13 protein-coding genes are annotated in these 13,205 nt (G+C 55.4%); 4 read left to right on the top strand and 9 right to left on the bottom strand.

Annotated elements, in window-relative coordinates; genetic code table 11:
- Positions 1-87: 87 nt before the first annotated feature.
- Genes HMPREF2692_RS00650 through HMPREF2692_RS00630 form a run of 5 tightly spaced genes read right to left on the bottom strand, consistent with a single transcriptional unit; the run spans position 88 to position 6,432 of the window.
- Complete coding sequence (locus HMPREF2692_RS00650; RefSeq protein WP_061921189.1) at positions 88-1,860, bottom strand: ABC transporter ATP-binding protein; 1,773 nt, start codon at positions 1,858-1,860, stop codon at positions 88-90.
- Complete coding sequence (locus HMPREF2692_RS00645) at positions 1,853-3,601, bottom strand: ABC transporter ATP-binding protein (protein ID WP_062036170.1); 1,749 nt, start codon at positions 3,599-3,601, stop codon at positions 1,853-1,855. Before HMPREF2692_RS00645 ends, HMPREF2692_RS00650 begins: the two co-directional genes overlap by 8 nt.
- 7 nt (positions 3,602-3,608) lie before the next feature.
- Positions 3,609-5,078, bottom strand: coding sequence for an ABC transporter ATP-binding protein (locus HMPREF2692_RS00640; RefSeq protein WP_062036168.1), 1,470 nt, complete (start codon positions 5,076-5,078; stop codon positions 3,609-3,611).
- A complete protein-coding gene (locus tag HMPREF2692_RS00635) occupies positions 5,075-5,746 on the bottom strand; it encodes an energy-coupling factor transporter transmembrane component T family protein (protein WP_235591016.1) in 672 nt (223 codons plus the stop codon). Before HMPREF2692_RS00635 ends, HMPREF2692_RS00640 begins: the two co-directional genes overlap by 4 nt.
- Before the next feature lie 50 nt (positions 5,747-5,796).
- Positions 5,797-6,432, bottom strand: a complete 636-nt coding sequence (locus HMPREF2692_RS00630) for an MptD family putative ECF transporter S component (protein WP_061921197.1) — start codon at positions 6,430-6,432, stop codon at positions 5,797-5,799.
- 193 nt (positions 6,433-6,625) lie between these two features.
- Here HMPREF2692_RS00630 and HMPREF2692_RS00625 point away from each other — a divergent pair, with 193 nt between their 5' ends.
- Positions 6,626-6,877, top strand: a complete 252-nt coding sequence (locus tag HMPREF2692_RS00625; protein ID WP_070433408.1) for a hypothetical protein — start codon at positions 6,626-6,628, stop codon at positions 6,875-6,877.
- A 538-nt stretch (positions 6,878-7,415) separates the two neighbouring features.
- Here the strand turns inward: HMPREF2692_RS00625 and HMPREF2692_RS00620 are convergent.
- The 3 genes from HMPREF2692_RS00620 to HMPREF2692_RS00610 all read right to left on the bottom strand — a co-directional run bounded on the left by HMPREF2692_RS00620 (position 7,416) and on the right by HMPREF2692_RS00610 (position 8,823).
- Entirely contained in the window at positions 7,416-7,637 is a 222-nt protein-coding gene (locus HMPREF2692_RS00620; RefSeq protein WP_005323143.1) for a hypothetical protein, read from the bottom strand.
- Positions 7,634-7,918, bottom strand: coding sequence for an ArsR/SmtB family transcription factor (locus HMPREF2692_RS00615; RefSeq protein WP_230310978.1), 285 nt, complete (start codon positions 7,916-7,918; stop codon positions 7,634-7,636). The genes HMPREF2692_RS00620 and HMPREF2692_RS00615 overlap by 4 nt, the downstream gene beginning before the upstream one ends.
- A 236-nt stretch (positions 7,919-8,154) precedes the next feature.
- Positions 8,155-8,823 carry a hypothetical protein gene (locus tag HMPREF2692_RS00610; protein ID WP_005323141.1) on the bottom strand — a complete coding sequence of 223 codons (669 nt, stop codon included), beginning with the start codon at positions 8,821-8,823 and terminating at the stop codon, positions 8,155-8,157.
- 613 nt (positions 8,824-9,436) lie between these two features.
- Between HMPREF2692_RS00610 and HMPREF2692_RS00605 the strand changes: the two genes are divergently transcribed.
- Positions 9,437-10,432 carry a tyrosine-type recombinase/integrase gene (locus HMPREF2692_RS00605; RefSeq protein WP_049358834.1) on the top strand — a complete coding sequence of 332 codons (996 nt, stop codon included), beginning with the start codon at positions 9,437-9,439 and terminating at the stop codon, positions 10,430-10,432.
- Between the two features lie 269 nt (positions 10,433-10,701).
- Here the strand turns inward: HMPREF2692_RS00605 and HMPREF2692_RS12480 are convergent, their stop codons facing one another.
- Positions 10,702-11,034 (bottom strand): helix-turn-helix domain-containing protein, encoded by a 333-nt coding sequence (locus tag HMPREF2692_RS12480; RefSeq protein WP_141761285.1) that lies wholly within the window; start codon positions 11,032-11,034, stop codon positions 10,702-10,704.
- Positions 11,035-11,082: 48 nt separating this feature from the next.
- On the opposite strand from HMPREF2692_RS12480, the gene HMPREF2692_RS00600 reads away from it, so the two are divergent.
- Complete coding sequence (locus HMPREF2692_RS00600; protein WP_083299200.1) at positions 11,083-12,063, top strand: hypothetical protein; 981 nt, start codon at positions 11,083-11,085, stop codon at positions 12,061-12,063.
- On the top strand, positions 12,064-13,191 hold the full coding sequence (locus tag HMPREF2692_RS00595) for a hypothetical protein (RefSeq protein ID WP_246823392.1): 1,128 nt from the start codon (positions 12,064-12,066) through the stop codon (positions 13,189-13,191).
- The last annotated feature ends 14 nt before the right edge of the window (positions 13,192-13,205 follow it).

The raw sequence follows: 13,205 nt of genomic DNA, 5'->3' as shown, positions 1-13,205 counted from the left end.
CCCTGGGGTGGAACTGCTAACAACGTAATGGGAGAGAGGGGGAGAGAAGGGTGTCCCCCGCAAACAATGCCGATCTCGGTGCCCGCGTTAATCGCGTCCCGAACTGATTTTCCACCCGCTTGCTGCTTTGCGTTGCTGCCAGAAGTGACGGTAGATACCAGGGACATCGGAAAGCTCAGAATGCGTGCCTAGCTGGCTGACTTGCCCGTGTTCATCCAAGACTACGATTTGATCAGCAGATTTGATTGTATCCAGCTTATGGGCGATGACAATAAAAGTAGATTGCTCCCGTAGCTCGTCCATCGCAGCAAGAATGTTTGCCTCATTTTCTGCATCGAGCGCGGAGGTAGCCTCATCAAAGAGTACAATCGGCGCTTGCTTGAGAAGCGCGCGAGCTACAGATACGCGCTGGCGTTCACCACCGGATAGAAGCCGCCCGCCTTCACCAACAGGAGTATGCCACCCTAGGCGGTTGGCAATAGAAGTCACGCCTGAAAGATCAGCTGCGCGGAAGACTTCCTCATCGGAGGCGTCGGGACGACCAACGCGGATATTAGCGATTAACGAGTCGTCGAAGAGGTAAACGTCCTGAAAGACCATGGACAGTCTGGACATTAACTGTTCGGTTCCAAGCTCGCGGATATCTACGCCGTCAACCATCACCGCCCCGGAATCTACATCCCAGAATCGCGAAATAAGGCGCGCAATTGTGGTCTTTCCGGAGCCAGAAGGACCGACAATGGCGGTAACGGTGCCTGGTCGAGCATGGAAAGTGACATCTACCAATACTGGTTTATCGCCGTATCCAAACGTGACATTAAGCAGCTCGACATTTCCCGAACCATCGCCTAGGCGCGGAGTAGTGGGTTCTGGCAGGGAAGGGGCATCGGTGATGAGCTCAGTTTCTGTGAGCGCGATACGGCCGGCATCTAAACCGACGAAAGAAGAACCCAGCTGTTCAAGCGTGCGGGTAAACCTCAAGCTGATTCCGATGATCGCAATTGTTTCTAGTGGCGATAGGGCGCCTTCAACGGCAAGATCCGCGGAGACCATAATGAGAGCCACAATGAAGATCTGCACTATTATGCCGTTGAGTAGCAAAGCTAATGTGGATACCCATAGCTCGCGTATTCGTGCTTTATGGTCGATTTCTAGCGCTTGCTCTAGTGGCGCAAAAACTTGTGATTGTCCTGCCGCGCGCAGGGCTGGTTGACGGTTAGCAAATTCTACGATGCGCTGGGAGAGCTCTTTACTCGGCCCCAGTGCGCGGTTCGATGCTTTCTCACGAATCCATGCAGCCAACTGCATCACCACGAGCGCCAATGGTGCGATGATAAGAAGGACCAAGCCCAGCTTCGGGTTCCAGAAACACGCTCCTACTAACAAGGTGACAAGTGCCGCGCTATCGCGGTATATCGTTCCTTGAATATGCGCAATGGTCTCGGCCGCCACCATAAAGCGATCTGAAACGAGGCGAGATAGGCCGCCGGTATTAGCCGGTACGAACCAGCCGAGCGGTAGCGTTGCTAATTTATCGCCCACAGTCGTGTGCGCGGCTCGGATGAAATCCAAGGCCGTGTGGTAAGAGGCCATGGTTGCGAAAAATCGTAGCGCAAAAGCTACGAGCGCAATTGCCAAAAGCGTCCACATCCATGGTGCGATCGTCGTATCCCCATCGAGTGCCTTTGTAAGTGGCACGAGCGTGAGAACGGCGAGGCCATCAAGCACGCCAACGATAAGCGATAGACAAGCATACCTTTTATTGAGCTTATGGCCTACAGGACTTTGCAGCTTTTTGACACTGCGAGTGAGTAGCGGATCACGAAGACGCGAACTAACAGGCGTAGTGGCATTAGACATGAGAATTATCCTTCATAGGCTTGAGGCAGATTATTTGGTCTGCTCCTTGGATGGACTCCGGCTTGTGGGCGATGACTAAGACGGTCTTGCCTCTGACGAGTGTGGCTAGAGCTGCTTGAATTTCTGCTTCGCAGTCAGGATCAGTTGCCGCAGTAGCTTCATCCAGGATCAAGATTGGGGCATTGGTAATGATTGCCCGGGCAATAGAAATGCGTTGCTGTTGTCCACCGGATAAAGAGGTGTCCTCACCAACAACGGTGTCGAGCCCAGCCGGTAAAGCGCGAATATCAGCAGCTATGTGCGCAGCCTCTGCGGCTTGCCAGATCTCTTCATCGCGGGCTTCTGGGCGTGCAAGGCGAATGTTTTCCCGAATACTCATACGCAGTAAGTGAGGATCTTGTAAGACGAAAGCCACAGTGCGGTACAAACTGTCGAAAGTGAGATCACGGATATCCACGTTGTTGATAGTGATTGTGCCCGAATCTGGATCCTGGAAACGCGCCAGCATCGTTGCTGCTGTGGATTTGCCAGACCCGGAGGGGCCAATCAATGCCGTGACAGTGCCTGCATTTAGTTGCGCAGAAAAGTCTTGGAGGACTGGTGTGTCTGGGGCGTAGCTAAAGCTGACCTTATGGAACTCCACCTCCATGTCTTGACTACTGGCATCGAGTCTCTTTTGGCCTTCTTTCACATGGGAAATTGTCATGACTTCATCAAGGCGCAACGCCGCATTGCCAGCGAGCTGGTAAGACCACATCATTTGGCCGACGGTTTGAATCGTGCCTGGGAGCACCAGCGCAATTAACGTTGTTGCGATGACTTCAGCGACCGTGACATAGCCACCAGCTATCAGCAGGGAACCGACTCCTAGATTGATAAGGATGAGGACAGGAACCGCCACCACAGACTCTGAGATTGCGGAAACACGCAGAAGCGGACGTACCCACTCGTAATAGAATTCCGCGAATTTTTGGGCAGCTTCGCGATATCGAGCGTGGGCTTTGCCAACGGTGCCGAAAGCCTTGACGACGGAAATACCTTCGGAGAACTCCACCGCAGTCGCAGAGACCTCACCCAGATAATTATCCATTTCCGCAGTTTTTGTGCCCATATCTTTCATTGAATATGCTTGGATTGCTAGGAAAATGGGCACAGTGGCAATAGAAAGTAGACCAAGGCGCCAATCCAAGAAAAAGGCATAAACCAGAAGCGCGAGGGGCGTAAAGATCGCGGCGACCTTCTCTACAGGAGCATGGGCTGTCAGGGTGTGCAGAGTTAACGTATCGTCCTCGACGGCTTTGCGGACTTTGCCGGAATTAGTCTGGCTAAACCACGAGAGTGGTGCTTTCGCAATAGCGGTAATAATTCGGCGCCGGTTAATCCCCACCAGCTTTGCATCAGCGAAGTGGGTGATTGCAAGGGCAAGGAAATAGAAGAATAGCTGGCCCAAAAATGCAGCAAGTAGCCATTTCACAATGGACGCGACGTCATCAGTTTTGCCGTCGATTAGAGCATTTCCCAGTGCCACCAACGCGACGTAGGGTGCTACGGCGAGTACCGAGGATATAAGCGCGAGAAACTGTGCGAAGTAGATGGTTGTTTGCACTGGGGCCAGTAGTTTTTTTAGAGCGACCTGGCCGGCTTTTAGTTTTGCGTGAGCCTCTTCTTCCGGTGACGCACCGTGTGATTCTGGTGCGTGGGTTCCGCTTGATTCTGTGGAACTTTGTTTTAGTTCAGACATTTCTTTCTCAATTCTTGTTGATGTCAGTCATATCGATGATTCTGGTGACTGATTCTTGGATGAATTCGTGGTCATGGGTGATGACGATGACCACTGCTCCGCTTGCTGCAAGAGATCGAAGTAGCGCAGAGATGGATTGCAGTTGGCGCCAGCCCACGCCAGAGGTAGGTTCATCGAAGATGTAGATCGCTGCTTGCTCGGCTTGGGCTGAAGCTATGGCTAAGCGTTGCCGTTGCCCACCGGACAGAGACTGCGGATGCCGTTGGGCCATTCCTGCCAGATCGAGGCGATGGAGAATCTCATTGACATCGATGTGGTCCCGCTTCTTCTTTGCCAGTCCGAGCGTGACTTCTTCTTCGGTGGTGGCTGCGAATAATTGGCGGCCAACATCTTGCATCACCATGTACGCGGCACGTCTGCGGGCAGCCGCTCCTACTCGTTTGCTGTTCAAACGGAGACTACCGCCGCGTTTGGGAGAAGCAAGACCACAAATGATCCTGGCGAGGGTGGTTTTTCCAGCGCCGTTGGGCCCGATTAAGGCGGTGACTTCGCCGCTGGGGAAAAATGCGTGGTCAATGTTTAATACCTCATGTGCGCCATAAGAAAAACAGATGTTGCTTAGCTCGAGTCCGCTCCGCTGGGGATCGGCGTTTTCGAGCGTGGGTGGTACCGGCACGCTCGCGGGCAGGGGAACATGGTGTAAGCTGCGTAGCCCCAATTGTTTGCGTTCGGGTTCGTCTAAGGCATAAAACTCCTGAGCGCGGAAACTCCGCGTTATTTTTCCCTGAGTCAAGTAAATAACTTGGTCAGCGATATCTTTTAAGAAAAAGAGACGGTGATCAGCGATAATGATCGTTGTGCCTAATTCCTTCAAGCGGTGTAGCACGCGTGCAAGAATATCGATGCTTTCCATGGAGAGATTGGACGTGGGTTCATCGAGAAGCACGAGACTGCCCGGGGACACAAGCGCGCATGCGCATGCCACGGTTTGTAACTGCCCACCGGATAATTCTTTGAATCGCCGGCCCCGAAGATCGTTAATGCCTAGTAGCTCGACCGCTGATTGAATCCTCGACTCAATTTCTTTGGGATCTACACCAAGGTTTTCTAGCCCGAAGGCCAATTCTGCATTGACGCTTTCAGTGAAAAATTGTGTCCTTGGATTCTGGAATACTGAGGCGCTGAACTCGATGGCTCGGGACAGCGGTTCTTCCGCAGGGGTAAAAGCCTGGTCATCCTTTATAATAGTGATGGTGCCTAGTAGCTCTCCTGGATTGAAATGGGGGATGAGTCCGTTGATCAAATTGAGTACCGTGGACTTTCCCGATCCGGAATCACCGGTAATCAGTAGACACTGTCCTGGAGAGACAGAAAAAGACACATCAGATACACCTTGAATGCCTGGCCGAGCTCCCAATGGATATGTAAAAGAAACGTTGTGGGCGTCTACACTGGTTGCGATACTGCGTTCGTTCATAAGTGGACCTCCGTGGGAAGCCAGACAGAGGCAACAACGAGGCCCAACCCAGCTAGTGCAGTTGCATCGACAAGCTTGAAGGAAAGATCGGCGGTGGTGGTTGGGCGTGCGGGTCCTCCCAATCCCCGGACAAGAGCAGAGGCAGCGAGCTCATCACCAGCGCGGACGACGGCACCTAATAAGGGGATGATCAACATCGCGGACGATTGTGTGGGCTGTGTGATCCAGCTTTTTACTCCAGGCTGGAGACCCCGAAGGACCATGGCATCGCGGATGGCTTTGGCTTCTGCCACGATGATCGGCAAAACGCGCAGGAATACCGCCGGTGGAATGGTGGCCCAGCCTGGTAAACGCAGGTCCCGCAGTGCTGAGGTCAACGTGGATGGTGTGAGAGTGAGCAAGCCGAATGCGCCGATGGACATGCTGATGACAAAACGGCTTAGCCACGAAAAAATTGCCGCTGAAAAAGCGAAAAATGTGGAGCCAGGAAGCTGTAATAGGCCCCAGTACCCTAGATAGGATAATGCAAAAGCGAACAGGCAAATAAGACCATAGTGTGGCTTTACTGTAGCTAGTGCGATGGAGCTGAAAGCGATAGAAATCAGCAGTGTCGGTAGGTGGCCGTGGCTGAGAGCTACCGCATTGATTACTAGAACAGAAAGTAGCACGGTCCGTGGATCGATCGAAGATCGACGAAGCACGCCCTGTTTTTGCAGGCTCACAGGAGACCAGCGCTTTCAAAGTGTTTGCGGCTGACGCGAACTCCGACCTTTCCTCCGATAAAGCCGACGATGAGCGCACAAATGGCCAGTACTCCAATGGTCCATGGCTGGAAGATATCCGACATGGCATCGGCATATTCTTGACCCATTTGGTCTGCGATATCGACGTAGTAGGAGTCCGTATCCAGAATTAGCGGGATAAAAGGCATAGAAATCCAGACACAGAAGACGCTGTAGGCAATAGGGAAGGATCTGGCAATACTGAGGTGGCTTTTTGTAATAATCAAATCCGCGATAAACCCTAGAATTATGCTTCCCAGCAGGGTCCAGAAGTAGTGTCCGGTGAGCATGAATGCTAGTCCGTTAATACCACCGACGAGGGTGAAAGCACCCATTTTGGGCGTGCGGGCGGCATAAAGCGCTAGCACGATTCCGTTTGCGATTGCCGCGATGAACCATCCAATAAACATGAATTGTGGTCCTGCGAATCCAATCATTCCGCTTACAAAGGTGATTACAAAGTAAAGTGCAGCAAAGATACCAGCGTTGATGAGATCTCTGGTGTTTAAACGTGCCGTCGCCCCACTGGATGAGCTTGTACTCCGTGCGGGCGTAGAGGACTGTTGGGTCATAGTAAACCTCGATTCATGAACAGCTGGAAAGGCAAGGCTTACCTAATACAGATAGTGCTGTATATAAACTATTTCTAGTTTTGATCTGAAGATTCACCCTTAATGGGGGCGAATGTAGATAAGCGGACATCAAACCAGAGCACGACTACCGACTATGCACCGACAAAGTAAGCACCAACGGCAAGACAACCCTGTGAAGAACAATCGCGGTGGTGCTGCTATTGGCGATCACACCCGCAGGCCCGTTCGTGGTTTTGCTGCGGCCTTCTTCTATACGGCTTTGGGCGTGGTTGCGGCCAATGTATCTATGATTCGGCGCTTTCTTGGCCGGGTGGAACGAGATGAAAAGACCCCGCCACCTGAACGCCATGAGCCACAGCCGCCGCGCGATCCGGCGCTGGCTACCGCGCACCCGAACGCGCCGCCTGCGCAGCATGTTGCCTAAGACCAACTGAATACTTATCACACAGTTAGCTCGGAAAACCGATATAGGGTTCCGGGCTATTAGTCGTTTTAGAGGGGACGAACCATGTTGTGTTTCTTATTGGTTACCGCCTGGATCACAGCGAAAACGACTAAACCCACCGCGATCAAGCGGTGGGTTTAGCTATGCGGAGCAGTTTCGCAAATGATTTAAGCTAGATTCGCAAAACCGTCGATTGGAGTCTTTTGCGAAACTACCCACCCACCTGCAACGACCCGAACCACAGCTATGGTTTCCGTCGGTTTCCGTTCCCGGTTCCGTCGGCAGGTGGGCCGGGGCGGTGTCGGAGGTGGGGGCACACCACGTGGTTCGTCCCCAGTCCTAGCCCCTATCCGCGAGAGGGACAGGATAACGCCACGACCGGAGACACACCCCGCCGCCAAAGTCACAAGCAAGTTTATGTTGCTGGAGGTCTACGCGACGCGCTTAGCGCATACGCTGTGACAGCCCATAGCGCGGAGCCAAAACCACCGCGCCCCTTGTTTAAGGAAGAGCCTGATTACTCGGGGATCTCGCTGAGTTGGGCCTCAATCCGATCCAACCGCTCGGTGATGTTGCGTAGGTGCTCCACGATGAGTTGGTTGGAACCATCGATCGCCGTCGCCGTTTCGCGTCGTGCGCTGGTGACGGTGCGTACCACCCAGACGGTAAGAGCAACGAAGATCGCGAGTGGTAGTGCGGCGGCGAGGATGACAAGAAATACGGTAGCGGTAAGTGTCACGAAGATTCCCTTTTCTGTTCTTGATTAATCAGGTGCCTAATGTGGTCTGGAGTTACTTCAAGCTGAAACGGAGCGACCCAGTAGTGCTTCCTCACTCGGCTCTCTCCGAGCTGTTCCAGGCCACTCTCGATGAGTCCAGCAGCTTCCAAGCGGTTGAGGTGCTGGTAGAGCAGTGGCCGAGACATCCCGAGTCGGCGGGCCAGCTCACTGACATGGGTCGAATCCGTCTCTAGGGAGGCGATAATTCGCAACCGAGGCTCACTTCCGAGAGCACTGAGCATTTGAGCGAGCCGTGCTGCGTCCATCATCCCTCCGTATCGTAATCGAACGATGTCAGGTGTAAGTATATGCTTACAGTCGGCGGTGTGCAAGTTCTGCCGGGTCTGGCGGAGACGCTGCCCGACTTAAGACGTGGCCGGTGTCCCATCACGTCCCCTCTTCACCCTCCCCAAGAAGAAACCCAGCCGAAGCACACACCACAGCTGGGTTCCTTCATGGCTTACAGCGTAGCCAGCAGCTACAGCCGCTCGATGTCTACATCGCCATCGAGAATCCTCGGCTCTACCTCCATGTGGATCCCGCGGTAGGGAAGTAGTGCGCGGATAATGTCGTGGGTGATGTCGATGCCTGGAGATGGTTCGTCCCGCAAAAGGTGGTACAGGCTAGGGCAGTAGTCCACGCCGGGAAACTCGTCCTTTGCTTCGGGAACGCACCCGTCCGGGTCAAAAGTCGTGCAGCGAATGATCAGGTCGTCGTGGACACTATTGGGCAGATTGATGGTGAGTCCTGGTGTGGTGGCAGACATGTCTGCAACCGTGGCCTCGTTTACAGACCGGGTAAGCGGGATTAGGCCGCGGGCGGACTCACCGCCTTGGATGCGGGTGAGTCCCGCACGGTTTCCGTAAGTGTCGGCCAGGGTGACAAACGTGACGCGCACCGGGGCAGTGGCCACCGACATGGAGTTAAACGCGGTGAGGACGTTGATTTCGCGCTCGGTGATAAGCCCCTGCGGGCCTGTGAAGCTAATGACGTGGTTGTAGAGCGCGGCGGTGGACATGGACAAGATGGTGTCGGCCACCTGTTTTCCCTGTTTCAGGGTTTCGGTGACTTGGGCGAGGTCGTCTACCTCAAGCTCGGCGGTGAAGTACTGGCAGTACAGTGGTGTGCTCATGTCGAGTGTGGACATGGTTCGTCCCTTTCCTTTGAGGGTGTGAGCAGTGGAAATGTCAAGTGTCGGGCACGGTAACAGGTAGAAATCTGCGGATACGCAAACTGTCCGCGCGGTGGGTTGCCGATGTGTGAGGTATGGCAACAAGCCGCGTGAGTTAAGACAAAATTGCGGATACGCAATCGCGCTCGACGGTGGTCACGCTAGTCGGTGCGGGGTGTGGTTGAGGCTCCGCGCAGGTCGCGCACGTATCGGTTAGCCACAACCGGGGGCAGCGGATCTACATGTTGTGGTGGACATAGCTGTGGGCCACAAAGCGGGGCCTTGAAGGATTTGGTGGGTAGGATTAAGGCCGTGTCCGAGGCTCGCGCGGGGGTGCTAAATATGGCATGTCCCTTTTTTGATCTCCACAACATGATGTGGTGGTTCGTCTGGTAGATGTTTGCGGAACCGCAAACATGCAGGCCATATAAGAAATTCCTGCGAAGTTGGCGGTGTGAGGCCACCTGCTTGCCAGATTGCAGATCGGCAAACAAGACTATGTGTAGCGGAGTGCACTGCGTGGCCTAGCTACGTAGCATCCACTACACCGCCCCATTCCACTGCGATCGTGCCGACGAAGGAAAGGCCCATGTCCAGTAACTACACCACCGCCGACTATGAGGCGATCATCGCCAACTACACACCACACGCCGTGCGCTCTGAGCCGTGGAGCCACGTTGCCGACTTCACCCGCGAGTGCGTGCGCGCACTTAACATCACCCCGGATAACACCAGCCGCGACGCACTGCGCAACACGCTCAACTGCGTGTCCAAGCTCGCCGCCTGGGTCTGGGTGAGCTACGGCGTGGTGACTGTCGAGACCGTCTTCCACCCCGACATCATCGGAAACTACTTCCTTGCCGGAGATGGTGCAAAGCTCAGCCCGTCCACCGCAGGAACCCAGCGCTCGCTGCTGTGTCGTGTGGCGGAGGTGATCAACGACGACTGGAACCCTGACTACCAGCACCCGATTAGCTACGAGCCAACCCTTGAACCCTACGACTCTTATGCCTGTGACAGGATGTGGGATTGGGCCGAGTCGCAACCCACAGCTGCCCGCCGCCGCAACTTCACTACGGTGCTAGCACTCACGCTTGGTGCGGGCTTGCGCGCAGGAGAAATCTGCACGCTGCGCGGCAAAGACGTGCGTGTTGACGGCGACGGGGTGCTGCTGTTTCCGCACGGCTACCGCGGGGCTGGCCCGCGCGAGGTGCCACTGCTCAAGTCTCATATCGAGGTACTTCAGCCGGTCATTATGGCTACCGGCCCGGAGGACTACCTGTTCAGGCCAGGCCGCGACAACGAGAACGTCAGCCAGCTCTCGGCGTATCTCCGCCGGGTAACACCTAGTACATCGCCGGATATGGTGCCGGATACCCGCAGGCTGCGCAATACGTGGATTATCGACCGCATTGCAGCCGGAGTTCCCGCTGATGTGCTGTGTGCTGCGGCAGGACTGAAGTCCTTGCACCAGTTTGAGGACTACGTGGTCGAGGCCGGAGCTAACCGCCGCCATGCCTACCGGATTCTTTTGGCCGGAGGATCGACTCATGGCACCCCAGGTGGAGGCCTGTACGTGCTGTAGCTCGGCTCACGGAGACTTCCTGAGCTATCCCTAGCGATTGCGGATATGCAAAGTTGGATTGCGGATACGCAAAACTCGCCTCATGGCGCTCAGACCGCACCAGGGACGAACCACCCTGTGACCTGCGGGTTTACTCATGGTCTGAGGTAAGAAGGCACCGCCACCTATTTCGTGGTGTAGGTGTGCTCACCTCGTGAGCCATGAACGACACCCATGTAACTCACACCCGCCTTACCAGTGTCGGAAACATGCAGTTTCCAACCCTCGGGTCACTGACTGCCGTATCGGTTGCTGCGATGGCGCGGCCACAAGGGCTTGCCTGTGGTGACCTCGATATTGGCAATGACACGTCCCGTCGGGATCATCTCGCCGCGGATGATTCGGGTGATGGTGGAGGTGGGGATACCGCAGGCCTCGGCCAAGTCTTTGGCACTGGGATAGCTCCCGTCCAGGGTGAGTTTCTGGACGTTGCGGGCAAAGTCCTGCAATTTCCGCATGACCGGATCGTGGGCCTCGATATGGGCATTAGGCCAGTTGGCGTAACGCTTGACCGGAGCCTCGGCGGGAAGGTCGGAAGCCACGAGACCACTTCCTTTGAACAAGAAGAAAAAGACGAACCACCTAAGTCTAAATACAATGAGGTCTACGCTGTGATCGACACACTGACGACACGCGGATTACTGCCACCTACAACTCCTACCGTTGAGCGCAACCGCAAGCGCGTGCTCGCCACGTACTTTTGCTACATGCGCGACCGCTGGTACGACGACATCTCCGTGGACGGCTGTATCTACCTGCTGCGCGATGGCGGAAAGATCCGCACCTACTTACAAGCCCGTACAGCGGATTTATCCAAATCCAGCCTCAATGCCACCCGCCGCATCCTCAACCGCTGCGCAAGCCATGTCATTGGCCAAGAAGGCGCGCTGGAGTGGGCAGAAGAATTACCGGAGGTCTTTTACCCGGCAGCTACGGCTCCGCGCCGCGCCTACAACGCCAGCGAACTTATCCGAATCGACGACTGGGTTCACTCCCGCCCCCGCCGCGAGTCGCGGCGCGTGGCCTGCATCATCGTGTCACTGGCTTTAGGTGCTGGCATGTCCACCGAGGAAATCTATCACTGCCGTTATGGCGACTTCACCGACTTTGGCACAGTGCTGGCGGTTCATGCACGCGGTGGTCGTGGGCTAAAGCCGCGTACCGTTCCGCTGACTGCACCTTTCGACGACCTCATGCGCCAAGTGCTGCATGGCGTGGGCGACGACCGTAGAGACGAACCACTGGTAAAACCCAACTCGGCGCGCCGCCGCAACGATGCCACAGGCCCACACCTGATTGCTGACTTCATCCACAAGACCAGCCAGAACCCATCGAGTACCGGCCTTGCCCCGACACTGCCCAGGCTGCGCTATACCTGGATCGCTACTCATGCCGCCGAGCGCGTGGACTTTAACCATCTGGTCTATGCCACCGGAAGCATCCAGCCCTTCCAGGACACGTTTCACCACATGATCGTTGAATCTGGCGCGCTCACCGAGACCGAATACCGTGAGTGGATCAGCGGCAACAGGGACGAACCAGACTACCCGCCGCTTCGAGTCGTCGAACCGAGAGCAGGAGGCGAAGTCTAGGTGGCCCACTTCAACACCACACCCACCCCGCTGCTTCGCCTGGATGGAGCCAGCGTTTCCTGGGCATTGACCATCATCGACCGCACCGACATCTGCCACCATCTTGACACCTGGAGGCGAGTAGACGGCTACGACCCCGCCAAAGGAGGCAGGCCTAAATCCGTTAACGACCGCACCATCCTTGCGCTCTACCTGATTCTGGCGCGTTCTGGTCAACCCATGCATTTGACCACCATGACGACGCTCCTGGCCTCGCCTGATACGACAGACAAGGCTTTAGAACTCCTTAACCTGCCCAGCCGCGATAAGGCACGACGGGTAGGTGACTTTTACGCAACCCAGCACAGCAACTGGTACTACCGCCTGTGGCGTGCGCTGCACAGCTTCCTTGATGTCGTTGACCCATTCGACAACATCCCGCACCGCGCCAGGCTTACCCGTGCTGAATTCAACCGGCTGATGGACGAACAAGACCCTGAGCGCCGCGAGGAAAAATGGCAGCGCGCCACCTACGTGTTCAATGAGCTAGTTATGGCAAGTACCGAGGACATGCCCGAAGAATACCGAGCCAACTGGCAGGGAGACCTCACCCTAGACGGAACACTTATTCCAGGCGTGCGCCGTGGCAACAACCGATGGACGAACCGACCGGACGATCTCATGTCCTCCGAGCCGGAGGCAGGCTGGTACTCCCGTGACGAGCGACAAGAAACACATGGCGAATCAAAGCGAAAGCGAAACGCCAAGCATGTGTGGGGTTGGGAGGCCACACTTGTTGCCGGAGTCATCCGCGACCAAGGCCCATATGCACAGCCACACCTGATTATGGGCATGGCCTTCGACCGGCCCAGCCACAACCCTGCGATCCGTGGGTTGGAAGCCATGCGGCATTTAACGGATGATCCTGAGACACCTAAGGGCACAGTGGTGGGCGATCGTGCTTACTTCGCGGTGGCTAAGACCAAAGACTTCCATGAACCACTGCGCAAACTCGGCTATACCCTGGTGGGAGACTACAGAACCAATCAGCTGGGAAAGCGCGGATCCTATGAAACCATGGGGCTAGTTGAAGGCCACTGGTATTGTCCTGCCATGCCGAAACCTCTGGTTGAAGCGTCCTGGGTTTAGTTCCTACCTCAGCT

The sequence above is a fragment of the Corynebacterium sp. HMSC036D03 genome, assembly GCF_001836185.1.
GTDB lineage: Bacteria > Actinomycetota > Actinomycetes > Mycobacteriales > Mycobacteriaceae > Corynebacterium > Corynebacterium simulans.
Note: the sequence above shows the minus strand (reverse complement) of the source record. Positions and strands in the feature narration are given on the sequence as shown.

What these genes read in the sequence shown, in the direction of transcription:
- HMPREF2692_RS00645 (WP_062036170.1), bottom strand. Translation starts at nt 3,601, where the DNA reads ATGTCTGAACTAAAACAAAGTTCCACAGAATCAAGCGGAACCCACGCA.
- HMPREF2692_RS00610 (WP_005323141.1), bottom strand. Translation starts at nt 8,823, where the DNA reads ATGTCCACACTCGACATGAGCACACCACTGTACTGCCAGTACTTCACC.
- HMPREF2692_RS00605 (WP_049358834.1), top strand. Translation starts at nt 9,437, where the DNA reads ATGTCCAGTAACTACACCACCGCCGACTATGAGGCGATCATCGCCAAC.
- HMPREF2692_RS00615 (WP_230310978.1), bottom strand. Translation starts at nt 7,918, where the DNA reads ATGCTCAGTGCTCTCGGAAGTGAGCCTCGGTTGCGAATTATCGCCTCC.
- HMPREF2692_RS00650 (WP_061921189.1), bottom strand. Translation starts at nt 1,860, where the DNA reads ATGTCTAATGCCACTACGCCTGTTAGTTCGCGTCTTCGTGATCCGCTA.
- HMPREF2692_RS00630 (WP_061921197.1), bottom strand. Translation starts at nt 6,432, where the DNA reads ATGACCCAACAGTCCTCTACGCCCGCACGGAGTACAAGCTCATCCAGT.
- HMPREF2692_RS00640 (WP_062036168.1), bottom strand. Translation starts at nt 5,078, where the DNA reads ATGAACGAACGCAGTATCGCAACCAGTGTAGACGCCCACAACGTTTCT.